Here is a 24,264-nt window from a genome sequence, read left to right as displayed (position 1 = left end):
GCCCGTGCAGACCCCCTTCGGCTTCCTCGCCGACCGCGTCACCCTCAGCCCGCGCGCCCTCCGCTGGGGCACGACCGCGGCGCTCGTGGTGAGCATCCTCATCATCATCACCGGGGGAGTGGTGCGGGTCACGGGCTCGGGCCTCGGCTGCCCCACCTGGCCCGCCTGCGACGACGGTTCGCTCACCACCACCCCCGAGCTCGGCATCCACGGCTTCATCGAGTTCGCCAACCGCGTGCTCACCGGCGTGCTCATCGCCGCCGTGGGCTGGGCGATCGTGGCAGCGCGGCTGCAGAAGCCGCGCGAGCGCAGCATGACCCGGCTGGCCTGGTCGCAGTTCTGGCTGGTCGTCGTGAACGCGCTGGCCGGCGGCGTGACCGTGCTCACCGAGCTGAACCCCTGGGTCGTCGCCATGCACTTCGTGATGGCGATCGCGCTGCTCACCACCACGACCCTCACCTGGCACCGGGCGCACCGCGGCCAGACGGCGGATGCGAGCTTCCCGCGCTGGATCGGCGCTCTCGCGTGGGTGCTCGTCATCGCCACCGCCGTGCTCATCCTGGTCGGCACGCTCGTCACCGGCACCGGCCCGCACGCCGGTGACTCGGCCGACGTGCCGCGCATGGCGTTCGTGTGGGAGCAGGTGACCGTGGTGCACGGTGTGCTCGGCGTGGTGGTGCTGGTGCTCGGCGTCGTGCTCCTCGTGGGCGTGCGCCGGGTTCCCGGGGCGTCGCTGGCGCTCCGCCGCGTCGTCACCTTCGTCGTCGTGGTCGTGCTGCAGGCCGCCCTCGGCATCGCCCAGGCGCTGCTCGGCCTGCCGGAGTGGATGGTCGTGCTGCACCTCCTGGGCTCCGCCCTGGTGTGGGTCGGTGCGCTCCGCGTGCTGCTCGACCTGCATCCGCGGCTCTTCGCCCCGCGCCCGGCCACCACGTATACAATGAAGGTTCAGGAACACGCTCTTAACGCGTAGGTTCACATCCCGACACCCGAGCCGCTGGATTTGACGGAGGGTCGTCGGCCGCCGGAATGGCGGAGACCTCTGCGGAGTTGACCTCAGTGGGTCACCAGCAGCAAGGAAGGGAGTCAGTCATGTCAGACGTGCTCATCGACCGACCGGAACTCGAGAACCTCGGCGTGTACGAGTTCGGGTGGTCGGACACCGACACGGCAGGAGCATCCGCTCGTCGAGGCATCGACGAGGCAGTCGTGACGAACATCTCCGAGCTGAAGAACGAACCCGACTGGATGCTCCAGACCCGGCTCAAGGCCCTCACGATCTTCGGCCGCAAGCCCATGCCCACCTGGGGCGCCGACCTCTCGGGCATCGACTTCGACAACATCAAGTACTTCGTGCGCTCGACCGAGAAGCAGGCCCAGACCTGGGACGACCTGCCCGAAGACATCAAGAACACCTACGAGAAGCTCGGCATCCCCGAGGCCGAGCGTCAGCGCCTGGTCTCCGGCGTCGCCGCGCAATACGAGTCGGAGGTGGTGTACCACCAGATCCGTGAAGACCTCGAGGCCCAGGGCGTCATCTTCATGGACACCGACACCGCGCTGCGCGAGCACCCCGAGTTCTTCACCGAGTACTTCGGCACCGTCATCCCCTCGGGCGACAACAAGTTCGCCGCGCTGAACACCGCCGTGTGGTCGGGCGGCTCGTTCGTCTACGTGCCGAAGGGCGTGCACGTCGAGATCCCGCTGCAGGCCTACTTCCGCATCAACACCGAGAACATGGGCCAGTTCGAGCGCACGCTCATCATCGCCGACGAGGGCTCCTACGTGCACTACATCGAAGGATGCACGGCCCCCATCTACAAGAGCGACTCGCTGCACTCGGCGGTCGTCGAGATCATCGTCAAGAAGAACGCCCGGGTGCGGTACACGACCATCCAGAACTGGTCGAACAACGTCTACAACCTCGTCACCAAGCGCGCCATCGCGCACGAGGGCGCGACGATGGAGTGGATCGACGGCAACATCGGCTCGAAGGTCACCATGAAGTACCCGTCGATCTACCTGGTCGGCGAGCGCGCCAAGGGCGAGACCCTCTCCGTCGCCTTCGCGGGCCCCGGCCAGCACCAGGACGCCGGCGCGAAGATGATCCACATGGCGCCGCACACGCAGTCGTCGATCGTCTCGAAGTCGATCGCGCGCGGCGGCGGGCGGGCCGGCTACCGCGGAGAGATCCGCGTCGCCGAGAACGCGCACCACTCGGCCAACACAGTGCGCTGCGACGCGCTGCTGGTCGACACCATCTCGCGCTCCGACACCTACCCGGCCATCGACATCCGTGTCGACGACGTGCAGCTCGGCCACGAGGCCACCGTGTCGAAGGTCTCGGAGGAGCAGCTGTTCTACCTCATGTCGCGGGGCCTCCCCGAAGACGAGGCGATGGCGATGATCGTGCGCGGCTTCATCGAGCCGATCGCCCGCGAGCTCCCGATGGAGTACGCGCTCGAACTCAACAAGCTCATCGAGATGGGCATGGAAGGCTCCGTAGGCTAGATGTCCGCCGCTGCAACCGCATTCGTTCCCGTCCAGACCCGGTCGGAACGCCCCTCCTCCACCTCCGTCGACGACTTCGCCCAGGTCACCGGGCTCGAGTTCGAGTGGAAGTTCGCGCCCCTGGCGACGTTCAAGCACCTCACCACGGATGCGCTCGACGGCTCGCCCACGGCGTTCACCTACTCGGAGTCGGCAGGCACCTCGGTGAACTGGATCGACCGCACGGATGCGCTGGTCGGCTCGGCGGGGATCCCCGAAGACCGCGCCTCGGCCAACGCCTGGTCGTCGTTCGAGAAGGCCATCCACGTGCTGGTCTCTGGCGAGGACTCGGCGGAGCTCGTGCTTCGCCGGGATCGGTTCGACGGGGCGGCGCGGGCCGCGCACGTGATCATCGAGGCCGCCGCGAACAGCAAGGGCGTCGTCATCCTGGAGCAGTCGGGGGCGGCGAACCTCTCCGAGAACGTCGAGATCGTCGTCGGCGACAACGCGCAGCTCACCGTGGTGACGGTGCAGGAGTGGGACGACTCGGCGATCCACCTCTCCAGCCACTTCGCGAAGGTCGGGCGCGACGCGTCGCTCAAGCACGTCATCGTGTCGCTCGGCGGCAACGTGGTGCGGGTGAACCCGGCGATCCACCTGGTCGAGCGGGGAGCATCCATCGACTCCCTCGGGCTCTACTTCGCCGACGCCGGGCAGTACTTCGAGCAGCGCCCCTACATCGACCACGTGGCCGCCGACACGCGCAGCCGGGTCAACTACAAGGGAGCACTCCAGGGCAAGGGCGCGCACACCGTGTGGGTGGGCGACGTGCTCATCGGCCCGCATGCCGACGGCACCGACAGCTACGAGCAGAACCGCAATCTCGTGCTCAGCGAGGGAACGCGGGCCGACAGCATCCCGAACCTCGAGATCGAGACGGGCAACATCGTGGGCGCCGGCCACGCGTCGTCGACCGGGCGCTTCGACGACGAGCAGCTGTTCTACCTGCAGTCGCGCGGCATCTCGGAGGAGGAGGCGCGGCGGCTCGTCGTGCGCGGGTTCCTGGCCGAGATCATCCAGCAGATCGGCTCGCCGGCGCTCGAGGAGCGGCTGTCGGCCGCCGTCGAGGCCGAGCTCGTGGCGGCGGAGGGCGTTCGTGGCTGAGAAGGTCTGCGCGTTCGACGACGTGCCCGTCAACCAGGCGCTGCGCGTCGTGGTCGGCGGAGTGCCCATCGCACTCGTGAAAGACTCGGCGGGGGAGTGCCACGCCATCGGCGACACCTGCACCCACGGAGACATCTCGTTGGCGGAGGGCTTCGTCGAAGACGCTCCCTCTGGTCAGGAGGCCGTGGGGCCCACGCTCGAGTGCTGGGCGCACGGCTCCAAGTTCTCGCTCGCGACCGGGAAGCCGCTGACGCTCCCGGCGTACGAGCCCGTCCCCGTGTTCGAGATCGAGGTGATCGACGGGGACATCTACATCGACCCGACAGTGACGAAAGTAGTTGAGTAGCAGCATGTCGATTCTGAAGATCGAAGACCTCCAGGTCAGCGTCGAGACCGAGCAGGGAACCAAGCAGATCCTGCGCGGCGTCGACCTCACCATCGGCGAGGGCGAGACGCACGCCATCATGGGCCCGAACGGCTCGGGCAAGTCGACGCTCGCCTACGCGATCGCCGGTCACCCGAAGTACCACGTCGAGGGCGGCTCGGTCACGCTCGACGGCGAGGAGATGCTCGACAAATCGGTCGACGAGCGGGCGCGCGCGGGACTCTTCCTCGCGATGCAGTACCCGGTCGAGATCCCCGGCGTCTCGGTGTCGAACTTCCTGCGCACCGCGAAGACCGCGATCGACGGGGAGGCGCCCGCCATCCGCGGCTGGATCAAGGAGCTCGACGCCTCGATGACGGCGCTCCGCATGGACAAGTCGTTCCGTGAGCGCAACGTCAACGAGGGATTCTCGGGCGGCGAGAAGAAGCGCAACGAGATCCTCCAGCTCGAGCTGCTGAAGCCGAAGTTCGCGGTGCTCGACGAGACCGACTCCGGGCTCGACGTCGACGCGCTGAAGATCGTGTCGGAGGGTGTGAACCGGGCGAAGGAGAACACCGGGCTCGGCATCCTGCTCATCACGCACTACAACCGCATCCTGCGCTACGTGAAGCCCGACTTCGTGCACGTGTTCGTCGCGGGCAAGGTGGCGGAGCAGGGCGGGCCCGAGCTCGCCGTGCGGCTCGAGAACGAGGGCTACGATCGCTTTCTCTCCGGTGCGGTCGTAGAATAACGAAATGGTCACGACACTCGAACCGAAGCTCTTCGACCAGGTGGAAGAAGCGCTGAAAGACGTGATGGACCCTGAGCTCGGCGTCAACATCGTCGACCTCGGCCTGATCTACGACCTCGGCTGGGACGAGGAGCAGAACGCCCTCGTCATCAACATGACGCTGACCAGTGCCGGCTGCCCCCTCACCGACGTGCTCGAGGAGCAGACGGCCGAGGCGCTCGACGGCATCGTCGAGCAGTTCCGCATCAACTGGGTGTGGATGCCGCCGTGGGGCCCCGAGAAGATCACCGACGACGGGCGCGACATGATGCGCGCCCTCGGCTTCTCGATCTAGCTCGCCCGCTCGTTCGTTCGAAACCGCAAACGTCGCGGCATCCGCCCTCGTGGAGGGCTCGGGTGCCGCGACGTTTGCGTTTCTGAACGCGCCCGGGTTGTGCACAGGGCGGGTTTCTGTCCACAGATGTGGCGGGTGGGGCGCGCGGGGCGGGGGACGGCGCGCACGATGGTGCGATGTCGTCCGTTGCACACCTGGTCGCTGCCCTTGGGGGCGTAGCCTCGTGTCGCGAGCTCGCCGGGTACGGGCATGCCGCTGAAGCGGTGACCCGTGCTGTGCGGGTTCGTTCGGTCGTCAGGGTGCGGAACGGGTGGGTCGCGGTGGCGGGTGCGCCGGAGAACGTGCTGACGGCGGTGCGGGCGCGGGGCACGCTGACGTGCCAGTCGGCCCTCGCGCCGCTCGGGGTGTGGACGGCCCACGATTCACGAGTGCACGTGCGCATCAAGCGGTACAGGGCCGCTCCGCCGACGTCGGCGGCTATCGTCGTGCACCGGGCTCTTCCGCTCGTCGGGTTGCAGCCGGCGCGCGGGGGAGTGGACTCTGCAGAATGGGCGGTGGCTCATGCGGTTCAGTGCCAAGGTCGCCGAGACGCAGTCGCCACGCTCGACTCGATGATGTATCGCGGCGTGATGACGCGTCGTCGGCTCGAGGCCGTGCTCGGACAGTTGCCGCGGTGCTACGCCGAGCTGCTGCTCCTCTGCGACCCGAGGGCGGAGTCGGGACTCGAAACCCATCTGCGGCTTCTCCTGCGATCGGTCGGGATCGAGCTGCGCGTCCAGGTGAGCATCAGTGGGGTGGGGCGTGTCGACCTGGTGGTCGGCGAGCGGCTGGTGATCGAGACCGACGGGCGGGCGTGGCACTCCGACAGGGAGTCGTTCGCCAACGACAAGCGCCGCGATGTGGCGCTGGCCGAGAGGGGGTACCTGGTGCTTCGGCTGAGCTACCACCAGGTGCTGTTCGAGTCGGAGTACGTGCTGCGGGTCGTGCGGGGGATCGTCGCGCGCGGGGAGCATCGGTGGAGCGGCCGGCATCGGCAAGCCGGGCTCGTCCTGCTGTGAGCCGGGCGACGTTCAGAATCGCAAACGAGCCGGAAGCCGAGCCGCATGCTGCGGCGGTGGGCGCGAGCTTTGCGGTTCTGAACCGGTCCCAGGAGCCGGGGTGCGACTGGGGTGGGCGGGGGCGGACTAGACTGGATCGTTCCCCCCTCGCGAAGAAATGGATACCTCTGTGCTCAGCGTTAGTGACCTGGCGATCCGGGTGGGCGCACGGACCCTCATGGAGGACGTGTCGTTCCGCGTCGGCTCGGGTGACAAGGTGGGGCTCGTCGGGCGCAACGGCGCCGGCAAGACGACGCTCACCAAGGTGCTCGCGGGCGACCTGCTGCCCTCCGAGGGTTCGGTGCAGCGCAGCGGCGAGCTCGGGTACCTGCCGCAAGACCCGCGCTCGGGCGACCCTGAGGAACTCGCGCGCACGCGCATCTTGAACGCGCGCGGACTCGGCTCGCTGCTGCTCGGCATGCAGGAGTCGTCGATGGCGATGGGTTCCGACGACGAGAAGGTCGCGGCCGCCGCGATGAAGAAGTACGGCAACCTCACCGAGCGCTTCGACGCGCTGGGCGGGTACGCCGCCGAGGCCGAGGCCGCGTCGATCGCGAGCAACCTCAGCCTTCCCGACCGAATCCTCGACCAGCCACTGAAGACCCTCTCGGGTGGTCAGCGTCGTCGTATCGAGCTGGCGCGCATCTTGTTCTCCGACGCCGAGACGCTCATCCTCGACGAGCCGACGAACCACCTCGACGCCGACAGTGTGGTGTGGCTGCGCGAGTTCCTGAAGAGCTACAGCGGTGGGTTCATCGTGATCTCGCACGACATCGAGCTCGTGGGCGAGACGGTGAACCGCGTGTTCTACCTCGACGCCAACCGCCAGGTCATCGACGTCTACAACATGAACTGGCGCAACTACCTCAAGCAGCGCGAGGCCGACGAGGAGCGCCGCAAGAAGGAGCGCGTCAACGTCGAGAAGAAGGCGACCCAGCTGCAGCTGCAGGCCGCCCGCTTCGGCGCCAAGGCCTCCAAGGCGGCTGCTGCACACCAGATGGTGGCCCGTGCCGAGAAGATGCTCTCCGGTCTGGAGGAGGTGCGCGCCGTCGACCGCGTGGCGAAGCTCCGCTTCCCGACGCCCGCCGCCTGCGGGCGCACCCCGCTCATGGCCTCGAACCTGTCGAAGAGCTACGGCTCGCTCGAGATCTTCACGGCGGTCGACCTCGCCATCGACCGCGGCTCGAAGGTCGTGGTGCTCGGCCTCAACGGTGCCGGCAAGACGACGCTGCTGCGCATCCTGGGCGGAGTCGACAAGCCCGACACGGGCCAGCTCGAGCCCGGACACGGCCTGCGCATCGGCTACTACGCCCAGGAGCACGAGACCATCGACGTGAAGCGCTCGGTGCTCGAGAACATGGTGTCGGCCTCGCCGAACCTCACCGAGACCGAGGCCCGCCGCGTGCTCGGCTCGTTCCTGTTCACCGGAGACGACTCGCACAAGCCGGCGGGCGTGCTCTCGGGTGGCGAGAAGACGAGGCTCGCCCTCGCCATGATCGTGGTGAGCGGTGCGAACGTGCTGCTGCTCGACGAGCCGACGAACAACCTCGACCCGGCGAGCCGCGAAGAGATCCTGGATGCGCTGGCCCACTACGAGGGCGCAGTCGTGCTGGTGAGTCACGACGAGGGCGCGGTCGAGGCGCTCAACCCCGAGCGGGTGCTCATCCTGCCCGACGGGGTCGAAGACCACTGGAACAAGGATTACGCGGAGCTGATCAGCCTGGCGTAGCGTCGGCAGCTCGTGGCTTACAGGCTACGAGTTGTCTAATATCTCGTCTTCGATCTGGGCGTCGGTGCGCTTGGCCTGGCGTTTGCGTTCGCGTTCGGCGACGCGCTCCTGTTCTTCGGGGTCGTCTTCGTTCGCCCGGCGGTACTCCTGGCGGATGATGTAGCCGAGGCCCACGAAGCCGAGCAGCCCGAAGCAGAACCACTGGAAGGTGTACGACAGGTGCGCGCCCTCGTCGGGCTGCGGCTTCGGCATCGCCATCGGCCGCTCCGCAGGGGCAGGGTCTTCCGACGCCAGCAAGCCGTACGCCGCGGTGAACACGGGGCGGCCGATCTGCTCGGCCACCACGGGCAGCTCGATGCTCGCCAGCTGGCCGTTCTCGAGGTCGCCCGACCCGAACTGCGGCTCGCCCGCCTTGAGGCGCACGACGATCGACACCGTGCCCTCGGGAGCCGCCGGGATCGCATCGGGGAGGTTCTGCTGCTGCCCGGTGGGCACCCAGCCACGGTCGACCACGAAGACGTCGCCGTTGTCGAGCTGGAACGGCACGAGCACGTCGAAGCCGACGTCTCCGCCGAGCGGGCGGTTGCGCACCAGCAGCTGGTCGTCGGTGAGGTAGCGTCCGGTGGCTTCGACGGTCAACCACTCCTGCGACTCGTCGTAGGAATCGAGCTGGGGCAGCGCATCCGTCAGAGGGATGGGCGTGGCGTCGTAGTTCGTCTCGACGCGGTTGATCTCGGCGACGGCCTCGTCGCGGCGGGCGAGCTGCCACATCGCAAGCAGCACGCAGACGATCGCGAACACGACGGTCAGCGCGAGGTAGCCCGCCCAGCGGCGGTGCAGGAGGAAGCGCCAGCCCATCAGGGCGTGCCCTCGGCCGGTGCAGATGCCGGTGCCGACGCCGGGGCACCCACCGCCAGCACCTCGAGCGGGAAGTCGCGCGCGCCCAGGAACTCCCGCAGGAACTCGACGTGCTCGTCGCACGCGAGCCACACCTTGCGGCGCGACTCGTCGTGGATCTTCGGGTTGCGCCACTCGATGCGCCACGACGCCGAGGCGCGGCAGCCCGCCCTGGAGCACTCCTCGGCGGCGGGTTCGAGGCCGAGTGAGATCACTCCCGCGGCCCCCGTTCGTCGTCGCGCCCGGCACCGGACGGGGGAAACCCGACACCGGGAGGCGGCACCGGCGTGCGGTACACCTCGATGGCGCTGGGGCGTTCGGCCTTGTTCACCCAGGAGTTGCCCACGTTGGCCACCACGACCGCGAAGTAGGGCAGCAGGATGGCGCCCGCGGCGAGGAAGATGACCGCCCACCACTCGTGGACGAAGAAGATGAGCACGAGGCACGTGACCCGGATGGCCATGATCACGAGGTACTTGGTCATACGGCTGCGCCGCTCGTCGTCGGGCGACTGCGGGAGACTCGTGACCGACTGGTTCCGCTGCTTCATGATCACCTCTAGCCTACGCTCCGTGAACTGCTCCTAAGCTGGTATCCGTCTGTTCATCGCCCAGTCAGGAGCCCCATCGCGTGACCACCACGACCACCCCCCGCACCGTTCTCATCACCGGCGGAAACCGCGGCATCGGCTACGCGATCGCCGAGGAGTTCGTGGCCCAGGGCCACCGCGTCGCCGTCACCTCCCGGTCGGGATCGGGCGGGCTCGAAGGCGCGCTCACCGTGCAGGGCGACGTGAACGACACCGCGTCGATCGACGCCGCGTTCGACACCGTCGAGAAGGAGCTCGGACCGGTCGAGGTCGTCGTCGCCAACGCCGGCGTCACCCGCGACACGCTGCTGCTGCGCATGACCGAGAGCGACTTCACCGAGGTGATCGACACGAACCTCACCGGGGCGTTCCGCGTCGTGAAGCGAGCCTCGAAGGGGATGCTCAAGGCGCGCTTCGGCCGCGTGGTGCTCATCTCGAGCGTCGTCGGACTGTACGGCTCGCCCGGGCAGATCAACTACAGCTCCTCGAAGGCCGCGCTGGTCGGCTTCGCGCGGTCGCTCACGCGTGAGCTCGGCGGGCGCGGGATCACCGCGAACGTCGTCGCCCCGGGCTTCATCGAGACCGACATGACCGCCGAGCTGCCCGAGGCGCAGCAGGCGGAGTACAAGAAGAACATCCCCGCCGCGCGCTACGGCACCGCTGCCGAGGTCGCGAAGGCCGTGTCGTGGCTCGCCTCCGACGACGCCGCGTACATCTCGGGTGCCGTCATCCCGGTCGACGGTGGTCTAGGGATGGGGCACTAAAGCACGCATCCCCGCCGAGCTCAGCCGCGCAGACCTAGGAGGGGGAGGAGTTGGGAAAGGTCGCGGACGTTCATGATGACGTCGGCGTTCTCCCGCACCTTCGGGCGGGCGTGGAAGGCGACCGAGAGGCCCGCGACCTCCATCATGCGGAGGTCGTTGGCGCCGTCGCCGACGGCGACCGTGCGGGAGAGGGGGATGGCGGCGGATGCTGCCCACTCGAGGAGCGCATCCGCTTTGCTCTGCGGGTCGATGATGGGGCCGGAGACCTCGCCCGTGAGGCGGCCGTCGCGCACGCCGAGGCGGTTGGCGCGCCAGTGGTCGAGGCCGAGCGACTCGGCGAGCGGGTCGAGCACCTCGTGGAAGCCGCCCGACACCACACCGACCAGGCCGTCTGCCGCGTGCAGCGCGGCGATCATCTCGGGCACGCCCGCCGTCACCGTGATAGCCGAGCGCACCTGGTCGAACGCGCTGTCGGGGAGGCCCTCGAGCAGCGCGACGCGGGCCTGGAGGCTCTGGGCGAAGTCGAGGTCGCCGCGCATGGCGCGCTCGGTGATCTCGGCGACCTCGGCGTGACAGCCGGCGAGGTCGCCGAGCATCTCGATGACCTCGTTCTCGATGAGCGTCGAGTCGACGTCGAGCACGACCAGGAATCGCGTGTCGGGGTGAGTCTGATGCTGACTCGGGGTGGGATCGACCTCGGTCAGCACCTCATGACTCATGGCTCTACGCGCACTCCCTTGCCGACGACGGTGATGCCGGAATCGGTCACCGTGAAGCCCCGCTCGCGGTCGCGCTCGGCGTCGACCCCGATCTGGGCACCGGCCGCGACGACCACGTTCTTGTCAAGGATAGCGCGGCGCACCACAGCATCCGGTTCGATGTGCACCCGGTCGAACAGCACCGACTGCTGCACGAGGGCGCCGGAGTCGACGGTCGTCCACGGCCCGACGACGCTGCCCTCGACGCGCGCGCCCGAGATGAGGCAGCCGAGCGACACGATCGACTCGACGGTGACCCCGGGGTTGCCCTTGCTGTCGCGCACGAACTTCGCGGGCGGCGAGTTCAGCGCCTGCGTGTAGATGGGCCACCGCTCGTTGTAGAGGTTGAACACGGGCAGCGCCGAGATGAGGTCTTGGTGCGCGTCGTAGAACGAGTCGATGGTTCCCACGTCGCGCCAGTAGTAGCGGTCGCGGTCGGTGGAGCCCGGTACGTCGTTGCGGTTGAGGTCGTAGACCGCGGCGTTGCCGGAGGCGACGAAGTCGGGGATGATGTCGCCGCCCATGTCATGGCTCGACTCGGGCCGCTCGCCGTCGCGGATGACGGCGTCGATGAGCTGCTGGGCGTCGAAGACGTAGTTGCCCATCGAGGCGAGCACTTCGCCGGGGGAGTCGGCGAGACCGACCGCGTTCTTCGGCTTCTCGAGGAACTCCGAGATGCGGGTGGGGTCGTCGCCCTGGGTCTGGATGACGCCGAACTGGTCGGCGAGCTCGATGGGCTGACGGATGGCGGCCACCGTGGCGCCCGCGCCCGAGGCGATGTGCGCCTCGATCATCTGCTCGAAGTCCATGCGGTAGACGTGATCGGCGCCGACCACGACGACGATGTCGGGGTTCTCGTCGCGGATGAGGTTGAGCGACTGCAGGATGGCGTCGGCCGAGCCGCTGAACCAGCGCTTGCCGAGGCGCTGCTGCGCGGGCACCGAGGCGATGTAGGAGTTGAGCAGGCCGTTCAGGTGCCAGGTCTGCGAGACGTGGCGGTCGAGCGAGTGCGACTTGTACTGGGTGAGCACCACGATCTGCTGCAGCCCCGAATTCACGAGATTCGACAGCGCGAAGTCGATGAGCCGGTAGCCCCCGCCGAACGGCACCCCCGGCTTCGCCCGGTCGGCCGTGAGCGGCATGAGGCGCTTGCCCTCGCCGCCGGCGAGGACGATGCCGAAGATCTTCTTTGAGGCTGCCATAGCCCTAACCCTAATGAGGTTTCGGCCGGTCTGTACTACGGTTCGAGCATGCGAGTCGACGTCATCACCAGAGAGTATCCGCCGGAGGTCTACGGGGGTGCCGGTGTGCACGTCGCCGAGCTCGTGAAGGGGCTCCGCGAGCACCTCGACGTGGCGGTGCGCTGCTTCGGTGCGCCGCGCGACGAGCCGGGCGTCTACGCCTACGGGGTGCCCGCCGAGCTCGCCGGGGCGAACCCGAGCCTCACCACCCTGGGCGTCGACCTGCAGATCGCCGAGGCCACCGCGGGCACCTCGCTGGTGCACTCGCACACCTGGTACGCCAACGCCGCGGGCCGCCTGTCGGCGCTCCTGCACGGCGTGCCGCACGTGGTCACCGCGCACTCGCTCGAGCCCCTGCGCCCGTGGAAGGCCGAGCAGCTGGGCGGCGGCTACCGCATCTCGTCGCAGATCGAGAAAGACGCCTTCGAGACGGCGGATGCGGTCATCGCCGTCTCCCACGGCATGCGTCGCGACATCCTGCGCTCCTACCCGGCGCTCGACGAGTCGAAGGTCACGGTGGTCTACAACGGCATCGACCTGGCGCGTTGGAAGCCGAACGACGACGCCTCCGTGCTGGAGCGCCTCGGCATCGACCCGTCTCGGCCGACTGTCGTGTTCGTCGGCCGCATCACCCGCCAGAAGGGACTGCCGTACCTGCTCAGGGCGATCGCTCAGCTGCCGGCCGAGGTGCAGGTGGTGCTCTGCGCGGGCGCTCCCGACACGCCCGCCATCATGGAGGAGGTCAGCTCGGCGGTGCGCGAGCTGCAGCAGACGCGCACGGGGATCGTGTGGGTGGAGGAGATCCTGCCGCAGCACGAGCTCACGGCCGTGCTCACCGCGGCGACGGTGTTCGTGTGCCCCTCGGTGTACGAGCCGCTCGGCATCGTGAACCTCGAGGCGATGGCGTGCGGGCTCCCCGTCGTCGGCACGGCGACCGGGGGCATCCCCGAAGTGGTCGACGACGGCGTCACGGGCCTCCTCGTGCCGATCGATCAGCTGCAGGACGGCACCGGCACCCCCACCGACCCCGACCGCTTCGTCGCCGACCTGGCCCGGGCGCTCACCGAGGTCGTCACCGACCCGGAGCGCGCAGCCGAGATGGGCCGTGCAGGGCGGGCGAGGGCGGAGGCCGAGTTCAGCTGGGCCGCGATCGCCGCCCAGACCGCCGAGATCTACCGCACACTCGTCGATTAGTATCCGCCGAGCCGGGAGCGACGGTGCAATCGGGGTCTCCCGGTTGACTAGGCTTGGAGCATGCCCACTGTGCTCGATCTCGAAGACGTCTCCGTTGTCCGCGATGGCACCACCATCATCCGGGATGTGCACTGGAAGGTCGAGGGCGATCAGCGCTGGGTGGTGCTCGGGCCGAACGGCGCCGGCAAGACCACGCTGCTGCAGATCGCGGCCGCGATGAGCCACCCCTCGAGCGGCTCGGTGCAGGTGCTCGACGGGCGCCTCGGCGAGGTCGACCTGTTCGAGTTGCGGCCGCGCGTGGGCTTCGCGTCGAGTGCGATGGCCCGTCGCTTCCCGGCGAACGAGACCGTGCTGAACGTCGTGCTCACTGCCGCCTACTCGGTGACCGGGCGCTGGAACGAGGCCTACGAGGAGATCGACGAGCGCCGCGCACAGCGCGTGCTGAGCGAGTGGAAGCTCGACCACCTCGCCGACCGCCTGTTCGGCTCGCTCAGCGACGGCGAGCAGAAGCGCGTGCAGATCGCGCGCTCGGTGATGACCGACCCCGAGCTGCTGCTGCTCGACGAGCCTGCCGCCTCGCTCGACCTCGGCGCCCGTGAGGAGCTGCTGACGCTGCTCGGCGGCTACGCCTCGGCGCCCGAGGCGCCCGCGATCGTGATGGTCACCCACCACGTCGAGGAGATCCCCGTGGGCTTCACCCACGCCCTGCTGCTCGGCCGCGGCGGCATCGTCGCCCAGGGCCCGCTCGGCGAGGTGCTCACCTCGGAGCGCCTGGAGGAGACCTTCGGCCTGCCGATCGCCCTCACCGAGACCGACGGGCGTTTCGTAGCTCGCGCCGCCTGAGGTGCTCTGCTAAACTTTCTAGCTGGCCCGCTCGTCGAGGCCGAAGATTTCACCGCATCCCCCATCGAATCGCAGTACTCAAGGACACCACTATGAAGACCGACATCCACCCCACGTACGAAGCAGTGGTTTTCCGCGACCTCGCCTCGGGCGCGACCTTCCTCACCCGTTCCACCGTGTCGTCGTCGAAGACGATCGAGTGGGAAGACGGCAACACCTACCCCGTCATCGACGTCGAGATCTCGTCGGAGTCGCACCCGTTCTACACGGGCAAGCAGCGCATCCTCGACTCCGCCGGTCGCGTCGAGAAGTTCAACAGCCGCTACAAGGGCTTCGGCGGCAGCAAGTAAGTTCGGCTCGATCCACCAGACGACCCCATCGGCTTCGGCCGGTGGGGTCGTCTGCGTGCGGCACACTGGTGTCGTGAGTTCACCAAGCGCCTACCGTGCCGATCTGGCCGGTCTACCGGCGGGAGAGTGGGCCGGCTACCTGGCCGAGCACTCGGGTCTGCCCGGGCCGCGGGCGAACCTCACGCTCGCCCAGGCGGTGGCCGACACGGCAGACGAGCGGATGCTGCACACCCTCAGCGAAAGCACAGACGAATACGAGGCCCTCTGCGGCACGATCGGGCTCGGCCGGCTGCTCGCCGAGGCACCCGCGGAGCATTCCCCGCAGCTCGCGCGGCGCCTCGCCGACCTCGCCACCGACGACCGCTGGCGGGTGCGCGAGGGCGTCGCCCTGGCGCTGCAGCGCCTGGGCGACGCCGACCGGCCCGCGTTCTGGGCGCTGCTGACGAACTGGTCGGGGGAGTGGCACACTGCCGCCCCGCCCTCCGCAGACGGACTGCTGCGCGCCCGCGCGGTGGCCGCGGCGGCGGCCGAGCCGCGCCTGGTCAAGCAGCACGCCGACGCCCTCGGCGCCCTGCGCTTGCTCGACGGCTGCACGGCTCTGCTCCTGAGCGTCCCCGCCGAGTCGCGTCGCGCTGACGCGCGGCTCGCCGAGGCCGTGCGCGTGCTCCGCCAGACCCTCGGCTACGCCTTCAGCGTCGTCGGCGTCGCCGCCCCCGCCGAGACCTTCTCCGCCCTCGAGCGCTTGGCCTCGTCGAACGACCGGGATGCACGCCGGATCGTCCGCGACAACCTCACCAAGACCCGTCTCACGAAGGCCGACCCGACCCGCGCATCCGCTCTCAGCGCCCGCCTAGCGATCAGCTGACACAGGGACCGCCGCGGGCACGGGCGCAGGGACCTCGGGCCAGCCCCGGCGGGCGGTGAAGGAGGGGTCGCGGGTGGTGCGCATGTAGTCTTCGAAGGAGTCGCACTGGGCGTCGTGCCAGGCGATCTGGGCGGTGTGGAGCTCGGCGGCGGTGAGGGCGAGGTCGGCGCCGTGGCGGAGCCCGAGGGCCTGGGCGACGCGACCGGCGGCGATGGCGTCGGCTCCGGCGTCGTGGGCGTCGGTGAGGTCGACGCCGTAGACGGAGGCGGTGACCTCGAGGGTGCGCTTGCCCTTGCGGTAGCGGTCGACCCGCTTGTCGATGACCAGCGGGTCGATGACGGGGAACGGGCCGACGAGCGGCGCGACGCCGTGGCGCACGGCCTCGCGGGCGAGCAGCGTGAGGTCGTAGGGCGCGTTGTAGATGACGAGCGCGTAGCCGTCTTCGAGCGCGGCGCGCAGCTCTTCGACGATCTCGCCCACCACCTCGGCGGCCGGGCGGCCCTCGGCGCGGGCGCGGGCGGTGGCGACACCGTGCACGGCGGTGGCCTGCAGCGGGATCTCGACGCCGGGGTCGGCCAGCCAATCACGCCGGCGCGTGACGACGCCGCTCGCGTCGAGGCGGCTCACGTTCGCGGTGACGACCCTGCTCGTCTCGACGTCGATGCCGGTGGTCTCGAGGTCGAACACCACAAGCCGCTCGGCCCAGGCCGGCAGCGGGCTGAGCAGCACCTCGGCCGTCTCGAACAGCGCCGGCTGCACCACGACGACCGGGGCCACGGCAGTCTTCGAAAGGACCTCCGGTTCGGCCGGGAGGTCGAACAGGGGGACGTCAACGATCTCCATCGCGCCAGTCTGCCCGACACCACCGTCACCGGCCGTGACCGACACCCGGCACCCGCCGACTCCGGCGAGCGAGAATGCTCAGTCGCGCCCGACGTGCAGCCAGTAGAACGTCTGCGTGCCGAAGGTGAGCGTCACGCGCCCCTCCTCATCGAAGGCGGGGAACTCCCCGTGCCCGAACAGGTCGTAGAGCTTGCGCCCCGCGAACTGCGGCGCGGTGACCGTGGCCGAGGTCGGGTTGTGCGCGAAGTTGAACACGCACAGCACGTCTTCGGGCCCGTCGCCGAACACGTCGCCCGAACCCTCGTACGAGCGCACGAACGCCATCACCGACTCGTGGTCGGTCGAGAGCACCTCCATGCTGCCGAGCCCGAAGGTCGGATGCGCCTTCCGCACGTGGATGACGTTGCGGATCCAGTGCAGCAGCGACCGCGACTGCGCCAGCTGCGACTCGACGTTCACCAGCGTGTAGTTGTACACCAGCGACTGCACCACGGGCAGGAACAGCTTGCCCGGGTCGGCTGTGGAGAACCCGGCGTTGCGGTCGGGTGTCCACTGCATCGGGGTGCGGGAGGCGTCGCGGTCGGGCAGCCAGATGTTGTCGCCCATGCCGATCTCGTCGCCGTAGTAGAGGAACGGCGAGCCCGGCAGCGCGAACAGCAGCGCGTGGATGAGCTCGAGCTCCGCCCGCGAGTTGTCGAGCAGCGGCGCGAGCCGGCGCCTGATGCCGATGTTCGACCGCATGCGCGGGTCGTAGGCGTACCACCCGTACATCGCCTGCCGGTACTCCTCCGACACCATCTCGAGCGTGAGCTCGTCGTGGTTGCGGAGGAACACGCCCCAGGCGGCGGAGGAGGGGATCTGGGTCGTCTCCGACAGCACCCGGATGAGCTCGTCGGCCTTCTGCGACCGCAGCGAGTAGTAGATGCGCGGCATGACGGGGAAGTCGAAGGCCATGTGGCACTCCGGCTCCTCCTCGGTGCCGAAGAACGCGGCGACCTCGCGCGGCCACTGGTTCGCCTCGGCCACGAGCATGCGCCCCGGGTAGTCGGTGTCGATCATCTCGCGCAGCTTCACGATGAACTCGTGGGTCTTCGGCTCACCCTCGCCGTTGCCCTCGTCGCTCTCGTAGAGATACGGGATGGCGTCGAGACGGATGCCGTCGACCCCCATGTCGAGCCAGAACCGCACGGTGTCGAAGATCGCCTCGTGCACCGCCGGGTTCTCGAAGTTGAGGTCGGGCTGGTGCGAGAAGAAGCGGTGCCAGAAGAACTGCCGGCGCACCGGGTCGAAGGTCCAGTTCGACTCCTCGGTGTCGACGAAGATGATGCGGATGTTCTCGTACTTCTCGTCGGTGTCGCTCCACACGTAGAAGTCGCCGAAGGGCCCGTCGGGGTCTTCGCGCGACTGCTGGAACCACTCGTGCTGGTCGGAGGTGTGGTTGAGCGGGAAGTCGATGAGGATGCGCATGTTGCGTTCGTGCGCCTTGGTCACCAGGTCGCGGAACTCCTCGACCGTGCCGTAGTCGGGCAGCACCGCCTTGAAGTCGGAGACGTCGTAGCCGCCGTCGCGCATCGGCGACTGGTAGAACGGCGGCAGCCACAGGGCATCGATGCCGAGCCACTGCAGGTAGTCGAGCTTGGAGATCAGCCCGGCGATGTCTCCGAAGCCGTCTCCGTTGGAGTCGACGAAGGAGCGGATCATCACCTCGTAGAAGACCGACCGCTTGTACCACTGCGTGTCGAGGGTGAGACCGGGCGACTGGATGGGGGCGGTGAAGCTCACAGGGGTTCCCTTCGGAAACTCGGAAACGTCGGTCAGCGCGTTCTGACCTCAACGCTAGTCCTCCCGGCCGCGACCGCCACCGTATGCTGGTCGGGATGACCGTCGCCTCGCCTTACGCCGTCGAACTCGCCCGTCTGCCGGTGACCACGCGCACCCTCGCCCTCGCCGGCAGCAGCACCCACGTCTGGGAGTACGGCGCGGCGGGCGCCGACGAGGCAGCCCGGGCCGATGCCGACACCGTGCTCATCGTCGTGCACGGCTTCCGCGGCGACCACCACGGCCTCGAACCCGTCATCGCCCAGCTCGGCGACCCCGCCTCCGAAGCGGCCCGCGGCCGCCGCATCGTCGCCCCCGACCTCCCGGGCTTCGGCGACTCCGGCCCCCTCGCGGGCGACCACGACGTCGACGGCTACGTGGCCTGGCTGCGCGAGCTGGTCGACCGGGTGCGCCGAGAGTCCCCGAACGCCCGCCTGGTCGTCGTCGGCCACTCCTTCGGCTCCATCGTCTCCTCCGCCGCCCTCGCCGGCGGCCTCGAGGTCGACGACGCCGTGCTCATCAACCCCATCTCGGCCCCCGCACTCAAGGGCCCGAAGGGAGTGATGACGCGCCTCGCCATCGGCTACTACTGGTTCTCCGCGGCCGTGCCCGAGAAACTCGGCTTCGCGCTGCTGCGGAGCGCCCTCGTGGTGCGCATCGTGAGCATCACCATGTCGCGCACGAAAGACCGCCACCTGCTCCGCTGGATCCACGACCAGCACTCCCGCTACTTCTCCGCCTTCGCCAGCCGCTCGGTCGTGCTCGACGCCTTCCGCGGTTCCGTCAGTCACGACGTCAGCGAGTACGCGGCACAGGTCACCGTGCCGACCCTCCTCATCGCCGCCGACGACGACGACATCACCCCGCTCGCCGCCCAGCACGAGGTGCAGCGCGCCATGCCCGACGCCCGACTCGTGGTGCTCGAGAACGTCGGCCACCTCATCCACTACGAGCGCCCCGTCGAGGCGGCGGCGGCCATCGAGGCCTTCCTCGCCGAGGAGCGCCCGGCATGAAGCTCGCCTTCGACTGCCGCTACACCCGCATCGGGCGCCACGACGGCATCAGCCGCTACACCGCCGGCGTGGTGACGGCCCTCGCCGAGCTGCAGAACGCATCCGCAGCATCCGCAGCCCCGTTCGAGCTGACGATGATCATCAGCGACGAGCGGCAGCTCGAGATGCTGCCCGAGCTGCCGTGGGTGAAGGTCTCGGGCCCCACGAGCGTGCTCGAACCGCTGGTGGCCCTGCAGGTGAACCGCACGGCCGCCCCCGACGCCGTCATCAGCCCCATGCAGACCATGGGTACGCTCGGCCGCCGCTACCGCCTGGCGCTCACGGTGCACGACCTCATCTACTACTCCAACCCCGAACCGCCGCACGACCTGCCGGCCTTCGTGCGCATCCTGTGGCGGCTCTACCACAAGGCCTGGTGGCCGCAACGGATGCTGCTCAACCGGGCGGATGCGGTGGTCACCGTCTCGCACACCACCGAGGCGCTCATCGCGAGTCACCACCTCACCACGAAGCCCGTCGTGGTGGCCCGCAACGCCGCCGACCTGCCCGAGCGCGCCGTCGCCGACGCCGCGGCCGACGAGGCGCAGACCCGCGCCGCCGCGAAGACCCTGCTCTACATGGGCTCGTTCATGCCCTACAAGAACGTCGAGACGCTCGTGCGGGCCGTGGGCGAGCTGCCGGGCTTCGAGCTGCACCTGCTCAGCCGGGCGACGGATGCCGACAAGACCCGCCTGCGGGCGATCGACCCCTCGGCACGGCTGGTCTTCCACGACGGGGTGAGCGACGAGGAGTACCACGAGCTGCTGCAGCGGGCGACCGCGCTGGTGACGGCCTCGCTCGACGAGGGCTTCGGCATCCCGCTGGTGGAGTCGATGGGGTACGGCACGCCCGTGGTGGTCAGTGAGATCCCGGTGTTCCACGAGATCGGGCAGGGTGCGGCCCTGTACGCGCCGGCGCGCGACCCCGCCGCGTTCGCGCGGCAGATCGCACGGCTCGAAGATCCGGAGGAGTGGCGACGCCGGTCGCTGGCCTCGCGGGAGGTCGCCGAGGGCTTCAGCTGGGAAGCGTCAGCTCGAGCGCTAGCGGAGCTCGTGAGCGGATGGACGGGTCGAGCGCCACGCCGTTGAACTCGGCGAGCGAGAGGTGCCCGTCGTCGAGCACGAAGTCATGGGCCGAGCCGTTGGCGATGAGCTGACCCCGCTGCGGCAGCGCCTTCTCGGTGATGTACCGCACGAGCGAGCCGATGACGCCGCCGTGGGAGACCACGATGAGCGCCTGCCCCGGGTGCTCCTCCGCCAGCATCTCGAGGGCGGGCAGCACCCGCCGCACCACGGCCGTGCGCGACTCGCGGCCCGGCACCGGGGCATCGGGGTCGGGGAAGCGCGCGCGGATCTCCTCGCCGTTCAGGCCCTCCACCTCGCCGTAGCTGCGCTCGGCGAGCGCGGCGACGATCTCGGGCTCGCCGAGACCGGCGATGCCGGCGATGATCTCGGCGGTCTCCTTGGCACGCGAGAGCGGGCTCGCCACGATGCCGTCCCACTGCCGTTCGGCGAGCACCGCACCGGTCTCCCTGGCCTGCTCGCGCCCCGTCTCGTTGAGGGGCACGTCGGTGGCGCCCTGGATGCGCTTCTGGAAGTTCCAGTCGGTCTGGCCGTGCCGCACGAAGGTGAAGGTAGTCATCGCCTCCATCCTAGGCGGCGAGCCCTCCGAGCCCTCCGCGCCCCCGGGGTTCCGGATGCGCGGGCCCGCGTCAGCGGAGGAGGGGGGCGAGGGCGGTCAGCGTCTCCGCCACCCCGCCGTCGATCTTCAGGGCGGCGCGCCCGTCGCCCTTGGTGACCCCGCGATTCACGATGACGATCGGCAGCCGGCGCCGCCGCGCCTGCTCGAGCAGCCTGATTCCCGAGTTCACCACGAGCGACGACCCGGCGATGACCATCGCCTCCGCCGCCGACACCATGGCGCTGGCCTCGGCGAACTTCTCGGTGGGCACGAACTCGCCGAAGAACACCACGTCGGGCTTCAGCACCCCGCCGCACACGGTGCAGGCGGGCACGACGAACGACTCGTACTCGGCGACGGCGGCGTCGCCGTCGGGCGCCATGCGCACGAGCTCCGGTTCGGTGACGCCCGGGTTGTCGTCGGCGATGCGCTGCGCGATGTCGGAGCGGGCGTAGAACTGGCCGCAGCGGAGGCAGACCACCCTGTCCATCGACCCGTGCAGGTCGACGAGGTGCCGCGTGCCGGCGCGGGTGTGCAGCCCGTCGACGTTCTGCGTGACGACGCCGTTGACGACGCCGGCCTCCTCGAGCTCGGCGAGGAGCAGGTGGGTCGCGTTCGGCCGCGCGGCGTCGAACATGCGCCAGCCCAGGTGACTGCCGGCCCAGTAGCGCTTGCGGAAGCTCTCGCTGGCCAGGAACTGGTCGAAGGTCATCGGGTTGCGCACCGGCGCGCCCTCGCCCCGGTAGTCGGGGATGCCGGAGTCGGTGCTCACACCGGCCCCGGTGAGCATGACGATCCGCTTGCCCGCGAGGATCTCGGCGGCCTGCACGACCTCGGGCGGCAGAGCGGTGGGGACCGCCTCCGCCGACTCGTCGGGCACAGAGGACACGAGCGGGACCATGACACCTCCTCGCCGGCCAGGTGCGCCGACTCGCTACGAGTCTACGGTGCGAAGTTTTCGGGGATGTTTCCACCCTGGCAGAGTGGAGCGGTACCAACCGTCGAGCGAAAGCCCACCCGTGTCCGTCATCCCCATCGACTCCCTCGAGCATCCGCTGCTCGCCGACTACGCCGACCTCACCGACGTGGCGCTCCGCCGCAAGCTCGAGCCGGCCGGCGGCCTCTACCTGGCCGAGTCGAGCAAGGTCATCGAGCGCGCCGTGGCTGCCGGTCATGTGCCGCGCTCGGTGCTGCTGCAGGAGAAGTGGCTGCCGTCGCTGGCCTGGGTGGGGGAGCGGTTCCCCGAGGTACCGGTGTTCGTGGCCGACGACGCGCTGCTCGAGCGTCTCACCGGTTTCGCCATGCACCGGGGCGCCCTGGCGTCGATGCACCGGCCCGCGCTCCCCGACCCGGCAGAGCTCCTCGCCGGAGCGCGCACGGTGGTGGTGCTCGACGACATCGTCGACCACACCAACGTGGGCGCCGCGTTCCGTTCGGCGGCGGGGCTCGGCGCCGACGCGGTGCTCATCAGCCCGCGCTGCGCCGACCCGCTCTACCGCCGGAGCGTGAGGGTGAGCATGGGCACCGTGCTGCAGGTGCCGTGGACGAGACTGCCGGAGTGGAAGGATGCGGGGCCGCTGCTGCACGACGCGGGGTTCACGATCGCCGCGCTCGCGCTCGTCGACGACTCGGTCACGCTGCAGGAGTTCGCGGCCACGGCCCCCGAGAAGGTCGCCGTCGTGATGGGCTCTGAGGGCGACGGACTCGGCTGGCGGGCGCTGGCGGCCGCCGACGTGAATGTCGAGATCCCGATGCTGCACGGGGTCGACTCGCTCAACGTCGCTGCGGCATCTGCCGTGGCGCTCTACGCACTTCTCACGGCGGAGCGTCGCTGAGCACTAGGCTTCCCCTACCGTTCCAAGGGAGGACCGTCCATGACCGACAAGAGTGCCGCCGCATCCGCCGCCTCCGCGTCGCCGCCCACCGGTGGCAAGGGGCTCGCGACGGGCACCCTCGGGCTCTTCGGCTCCACCGTGATCGGGCTCGCCTCGACGGCCCCCGTGTACTCGCTGGCCGCGACCGTCGGCTTCGTCGTGCTGGCCGTGGGGGCCCAGGCGCCGATCGCGATGGTCCTGGCATTCATCCCGATGTTCCTCACCGCCTACGCCTACCGTGAGCTCAACCGCGCCGTGCCCGACTGCGGCACCGCGTTCACCTGGGTGACCAAGGCGTTCGGGCCCTGGACGGGGTGGCTCGCCGGCTGGGGCGTCGCGGTGGCCGGCATCATCGTGCTGGCGAACCTGGCGCAGATCGGCAGCAAGTACCTCTGGCTGCTCACGAACAACCCCGACCTCTACGACAACGTGCCGCTCGTCACCGCCACGGGAGTCGTGTTCATCGGCGTGATGACCTTCGTGAGCGTGCGCGGCCTCGAGATCGGGGAGCGGCTGCAGAACGTGCTGCTCGCCATCCAGTACCTCGCGCTCGCCCTGTTCGTGGTGTTCGCGCTCTGGAACGTCTTCGCCGGCACCGCGCCGGCCGGCTCGACGACCCCGCAGCTCGACTGGTTCAACCCCTTCGCCTTCACCTCGCTCTCGGGCTTCACCGAGGCGATCCTCCTGTGCCTGTTCATCTACTGGGGGTGGGACACCTGTCTCGCGCTCAACGAGGAGACGAAAGACCCGCAGCGCACCCCGGGTCGCGCCGCCGTGCTCTCGACGGTCATCCTCCTCGTCACCTACGTGTCGGTCACCGTCGCGGCGATGGCCTTCGCGGGGCTCGGCGACTCGGGCCTCGGGCTCGGCAACGAGGGCAACGCCGAAGACGTGTTCTTCGCCCTCAAAGACGCCGTGTTCGGGCCGTGGGCATGGCTGCTCGTCATCGCCGTGTGCGTCTCGGCGATCTCGTCGACGCAGACCACCATCCTCCCCACCGCCCGCGGCACGCTCGCCATGGCCACCTACCGCGCGCTCCCCGAGGCCTTCGGCCGCATCAACCCCAAGTTCCGCACGCCGCGCTTCGCGACGATCTTCATGAGCGTGGTCGCCGTGGCCTTCTACGTGAGCATGACGATCGTGAGCGAGAACGTGCTGGCCGACACCATCCTCTCGATCGGCCTCGCCATCGCGTTCTACTACTCGCTCACGAGCTTCGCGTGCGTGTGGTTCTTCCGCCGCGAGATCTTCACCTCGGCCCGCAATTTCCTGTTCAAGGGCCTGTTCCCGCTCCTCGGCGGGCTCATGCTGACGGCGGCGTTCATCCAGTCGGCGATCGACATGTACGACCCCGACTACGGCTACACCGTCATCTTCGGCATCGGCGGAGTGTTCGTCATCGGCATCGGGTCGCTCGCGCTCGGGGCCGTGCTCATGGTGATCTGGGCGTTCTTCCCGCGGGCGAAGGCCTTCTTCCGGGGCGAGAGCCTCAACCGCGACACCGAGGTGCTGGTGCCCGAAGACGACCACCCCGTGCCCTACTCGGTCGACGGCGGGCGCATGTAGCCTC

Annotated in this window: 26 protein-coding genes; 17 read left to right on the top strand and 9 right to left on the bottom strand. The window is 69.3% G+C overall.

The annotated features are described in order from the left end of the window. Positions 1-4: 4 nt before the first annotated feature. The 8 genes from HL652_RS07835 (at position 5) to HL652_RS07800 (ending at position 7,926) form a co-directional block, all read left to right on the top strand. Positions 5-970: a COX15/CtaA family protein gene (locus tag HL652_RS07835; protein WP_171704814.1), complete on the top strand. Its 966-nt coding sequence runs from the start codon at positions 5-7 to the stop codon at positions 968-970. 119 nt (positions 971-1,089) lie between these two features. Beyond that, a complete protein-coding gene (sufB, locus tag HL652_RS07830) occupies positions 1,090-2,508 on the top strand; it encodes a Fe-S cluster assembly protein SufB (protein WP_171704813.1) in 1,419 nt (472 codons plus the stop codon). Next, the gene (gene sufD, locus HL652_RS07825) at positions 2,509-3,651 is read left to right on the top strand and encodes a Fe-S cluster assembly protein SufD (RefSeq protein ID WP_171704812.1); all 1,143 of its coding nucleotides are present in this window, start codon (positions 2,509-2,511) and stop codon (positions 3,649-3,651) included. Then, entirely contained in the window at positions 3,644-3,997 is a 354-nt protein-coding gene (locus tag HL652_RS07820; RefSeq protein WP_171704811.1) for a non-heme iron oxygenase ferredoxin subunit, read from the top strand. The genes sufD and HL652_RS07820 overlap by 8 nt, the downstream gene beginning before the upstream one ends. 4 nt (positions 3,998-4,001) lie before the next feature. Beyond that, complete coding sequence (gene sufC / locus HL652_RS07815; RefSeq protein ID WP_171704810.1) at positions 4,002-4,766, top strand: Fe-S cluster assembly ATPase SufC; 765 nt, start codon at positions 4,002-4,004, stop codon at positions 4,764-4,766. 4 nt (positions 4,767-4,770) lie between these two features. Next, positions 4,771-5,100 (top strand): metal-sulfur cluster assembly factor, encoded by a 330-nt coding sequence (locus HL652_RS07810; protein WP_171704809.1) that lies wholly within the window; start codon positions 4,771-4,773, stop codon positions 5,098-5,100. A gap of 611 nt (positions 5,101-5,711) precedes the next feature. After that, positions 5,712-6,158: an endonuclease domain-containing protein gene (locus HL652_RS07805; protein WP_171704808.1), complete on the top strand. Its 447-nt coding sequence runs from the start codon at positions 5,712-5,714 to the stop codon at positions 6,156-6,158. A gap of 169 nt (positions 6,159-6,327) precedes the next feature. Further along, a complete protein-coding gene (locus HL652_RS07800) occupies positions 6,328-7,926 on the top strand; it encodes an ABC-F family ATP-binding cassette domain-containing protein (protein ID WP_171704807.1) in 1,599 nt (532 codons plus the stop codon). Positions 7,927-7,950: 24 nt separating this feature from the next. Here the strand turns inward: HL652_RS07800 and HL652_RS07795 are convergent, their stop codons facing one another. The 3 genes from HL652_RS07795 to HL652_RS07785 are packed head-to-tail and all read right to left on the bottom strand — an operon-like array spanning position 7,951 to position 9,373. Further along, complete coding sequence (locus tag HL652_RS07795) at positions 7,951-8,784, bottom strand: SURF1 family cytochrome oxidase biogenesis protein (protein WP_371743605.1); 834 nt, start codon at positions 8,782-8,784, stop codon at positions 7,951-7,953. Next, a complete protein-coding gene (locus HL652_RS07790; protein WP_171704806.1) occupies positions 8,784-9,038 on the bottom strand; it encodes a hypothetical protein in 255 nt (84 codons plus the stop codon). The genes HL652_RS07795 and HL652_RS07790 overlap by 1 nt, the downstream gene beginning before the upstream one ends. Then, a complete protein-coding gene (locus HL652_RS07785) occupies positions 9,035-9,373 on the bottom strand; it encodes a DUF3099 domain-containing protein (protein WP_171704805.1) in 339 nt (112 codons plus the stop codon). The genes HL652_RS07790 and HL652_RS07785 overlap by 4 nt, the downstream gene beginning before the upstream one ends. 80 nt (positions 9,374-9,453) lie before the next feature. On the opposite strand from HL652_RS07785, the gene fabG reads away from it, so the two are divergent. Beyond that, the gene (fabG, locus tag HL652_RS07780; RefSeq protein WP_171704804.1) at positions 9,454-10,176 is read left to right on the top strand and encodes a 3-oxoacyl-ACP reductase FabG; all 723 of its coding nucleotides are present in this window, start codon (positions 9,454-9,456) and stop codon (positions 10,174-10,176) included. Between the two features lie 20 nt (positions 10,177-10,196). Here fabG and serB read toward each other — a convergent pair whose 3' ends face one another. After that, the gene (serB, locus tag HL652_RS07775) at positions 10,197-10,895 is read right to left on the bottom strand and encodes a phosphoserine phosphatase SerB (protein WP_171704803.1); all 699 of its coding nucleotides are present in this window, start codon (positions 10,893-10,895) and stop codon (positions 10,197-10,199) included. After that, on the bottom strand, positions 10,892-12,136 hold the full coding sequence (locus tag HL652_RS07770; protein ID WP_171704802.1) for a glucose-1-phosphate adenylyltransferase: 1,245 nt from the start codon (positions 12,134-12,136) through the stop codon (positions 10,892-10,894). Before HL652_RS07770 ends, serB begins: the two co-directional genes overlap by 4 nt. A 48-nt stretch (positions 12,137-12,184) precedes the next feature. On the opposite strand from HL652_RS07770, the gene glgA reads away from it, so the two are divergent. The 4 genes from glgA to HL652_RS07750 all read left to right on the top strand — a co-directional run bounded on the left by glgA (position 12,185) and on the right by HL652_RS07750 (position 15,427). Beyond that, entirely contained in the window at positions 12,185-13,369 is a 1,185-nt protein-coding gene (gene glgA / locus HL652_RS07765; RefSeq protein ID WP_171704801.1) for a glycogen synthase, read from the top strand. A gap of 60 nt (positions 13,370-13,429) precedes the next feature. Then, on the top strand, positions 13,430-14,212 hold the full coding sequence (locus tag HL652_RS07760) for an ABC transporter ATP-binding protein (protein ID WP_171704800.1): 783 nt from the start codon (positions 13,430-13,432) through the stop codon (positions 14,210-14,212). Between the two features lie 92 nt (positions 14,213-14,304). Beyond that, positions 14,305-14,562, top strand: coding sequence for a type B 50S ribosomal protein L31 (locus tag HL652_RS07755; protein WP_171704799.1), 258 nt, complete (start codon positions 14,305-14,307; stop codon positions 14,560-14,562). Between the two features lie 73 nt (positions 14,563-14,635). Next, a complete protein-coding gene (locus HL652_RS07750; RefSeq protein WP_171704798.1) occupies positions 14,636-15,427 on the top strand; it encodes a HEAT repeat domain-containing protein in 792 nt (263 codons plus the stop codon). Here HL652_RS07750 and HL652_RS07745 read toward each other — a convergent pair. Both HL652_RS07745 and treS read right to left on the bottom strand, forming a co-directional pair. After that, positions 15,413-16,270: an exonuclease domain-containing protein gene (locus HL652_RS07745; protein WP_171704797.1), complete on the bottom strand. Its 858-nt coding sequence runs from the start codon at positions 16,268-16,270 to the stop codon at positions 15,413-15,415. The two genes, HL652_RS07750 and HL652_RS07745, sit on opposite strands and share 15 nt — an antisense overlap. Positions 16,271-16,348: 78 nt before the next feature. After that, positions 16,349-18,052: a maltose alpha-D-glucosyltransferase gene (gene treS / locus HL652_RS07740; RefSeq protein WP_171704796.1), complete on the bottom strand. Its 1,704-nt coding sequence runs from the start codon at positions 18,050-18,052 to the stop codon at positions 16,349-16,351. Between the two features lie 95 nt (positions 18,053-18,147). On the opposite strand from treS, the gene HL652_RS07735 reads away from it, so the two are divergent. Beyond that, the gene (locus HL652_RS07735; protein WP_171704795.1) at positions 18,148-19,101 is read left to right on the top strand and encodes an alpha/beta fold hydrolase; all 954 of its coding nucleotides are present in this window, start codon (positions 18,148-18,150) and stop codon (positions 19,099-19,101) included. After that, positions 19,098-20,228, top strand: a complete 1,131-nt coding sequence (locus HL652_RS07730) for a glycosyltransferase family 4 protein (protein WP_171704794.1) — start codon at positions 19,098-19,100, stop codon at positions 20,226-20,228. Before HL652_RS07735 ends, HL652_RS07730 begins: the two co-directional genes overlap by 4 nt. Here HL652_RS07730 and HL652_RS07725 read toward each other — a convergent pair. Continuing rightward, a complete protein-coding gene (locus HL652_RS07725; RefSeq protein WP_171704793.1) occupies positions 20,155-20,781 on the bottom strand; it encodes a histidine phosphatase family protein in 627 nt (208 codons plus the stop codon). The genes HL652_RS07730 and HL652_RS07725 overlap by 74 nt on opposite strands. A gap of 70 nt (positions 20,782-20,851) precedes the next feature. Continuing rightward, the gene (locus HL652_RS07720) at positions 20,852-21,721 is read right to left on the bottom strand and encodes a Sir2 family NAD-dependent protein deacetylase (RefSeq protein ID WP_171704792.1); all 870 of its coding nucleotides are present in this window, start codon (positions 21,719-21,721) and stop codon (positions 20,852-20,854) included. Between the two features lie 118 nt (positions 21,722-21,839). Between HL652_RS07720 and HL652_RS07715 the strand changes: the two genes are divergently transcribed. Further along, positions 21,840-22,655, top strand: a complete 816-nt coding sequence (locus HL652_RS07715) for a TrmH family RNA methyltransferase (protein WP_253743723.1) — start codon at positions 21,840-21,842, stop codon at positions 22,653-22,655. A 39-nt stretch (positions 22,656-22,694) separates the two neighbouring features. Next, positions 22,695-24,260 (top strand): APC family permease, encoded by a 1,566-nt coding sequence (locus HL652_RS07710; RefSeq protein ID WP_171704790.1) that lies wholly within the window; start codon positions 22,695-22,697, stop codon positions 24,258-24,260. The last annotated feature ends 4 nt before the right edge of the window (positions 24,261-24,264 follow it).

The sequence above is a fragment of the Herbiconiux sp. SALV-R1 genome (genome assembly GCF_013113715.1).
Lineage (GTDB): Bacteria > Actinomycetota > Actinomycetes > Actinomycetales > Microbacteriaceae > Herbiconiux.
The sequence above is the reverse complement of the archived record's forward strand: the minus strand, read 5'-3'. Positions and strand labels throughout refer to the sequence as shown.

Bases quoted from the DNA above. Each gene is read 5' to 3' on its own strand.
- HL652_RS07735 (WP_171704795.1), top strand. From the start codon at position 18,148: ATGACCGTCGCCTCGCCTTACGCCGTCGAACTCGCCCGTCTGCCGGTG.
- glgA (WP_171704801.1), top strand. From the start codon at position 12,185: ATGCGAGTCGACGTCATCACCAGAGAGTATCCGCCGGAGGTCTACGGG.
- HL652_RS07710 (WP_171704790.1), top strand. From the start codon at position 22,695: ATGACCGACAAGAGTGCCGCCGCATCCGCCGCCTCCGCGTCGCCGCCC.
- HL652_RS07805 (WP_171704808.1), top strand. From the start codon at position 5,712: ATGATGTATCGCGGCGTGATGACGCGTCGTCGGCTCGAGGCCGTGCTC.
- HL652_RS07810 (WP_171704809.1), top strand. From the start codon at position 4,771: ATGGTCACGACACTCGAACCGAAGCTCTTCGACCAGGTGGAAGAAGCG.
- serB (WP_171704803.1), bottom strand. From the start codon at position 10,895: ATGAGTCATGAGGTGCTGACCGAGGTCGATCCCACCCCGAGTCAGCAT.
- sufD (WP_171704812.1), top strand. From the start codon at position 2,509: ATGTCCGCCGCTGCAACCGCATTCGTTCCCGTCCAGACCCGGTCGGAA.
- HL652_RS07795 (WP_371743605.1), bottom strand. From the start codon at position 8,784: ATGGGCTGGCGCTTCCTCCTGCACCGCCGCTGGGCGGGCTACCTCGCG.
- sufB (WP_171704813.1), top strand. From the start codon at position 1,090: ATGTCAGACGTGCTCATCGACCGACCGGAACTCGAGAACCTCGGCGTG.
- HL652_RS07760 (WP_171704800.1), top strand. From the start codon at position 13,430: ATGCCCACTGTGCTCGATCTCGAAGACGTCTCCGTTGTCCGCGATGGC.
- HL652_RS07720 (WP_171704792.1), bottom strand. From the start codon at position 21,721: ATGGTCCCGCTCGTGTCCTCTGTGCCCGACGAGTCGGCGGAGGCGGTC.
- sufC (WP_171704810.1), top strand. From the start codon at position 4,002: ATGTCGATTCTGAAGATCGAAGACCTCCAGGTCAGCGTCGAGACCGAG.
- HL652_RS07745 (WP_171704797.1), bottom strand. From the start codon at position 16,270: ATGGAGATCGTTGACGTCCCCCTGTTCGACCTCCCGGCCGAACCGGAG.
- HL652_RS07725 (WP_171704793.1), bottom strand. From the start codon at position 20,781: ATGACTACCTTCACCTTCGTGCGGCACGGCCAGACCGACTGGAACTTC.
- HL652_RS07730 (WP_171704794.1), top strand. From the start codon at position 19,098: ATGAAGCTCGCCTTCGACTGCCGCTACACCCGCATCGGGCGCCACGAC.
- HL652_RS07755 (WP_171704799.1), top strand. From the start codon at position 14,305: ATGAAGACCGACATCCACCCCACGTACGAAGCAGTGGTTTTCCGCGAC.
- HL652_RS07785 (WP_171704805.1), bottom strand. From the start codon at position 9,373: ATGAAGCAGCGGAACCAGTCGGTCACGAGTCTCCCGCAGTCGCCCGAC.
- HL652_RS07770 (WP_171704802.1), bottom strand. From the start codon at position 12,136: ATGGCAGCCTCAAAGAAGATCTTCGGCATCGTCCTCGCCGGCGGCGAG.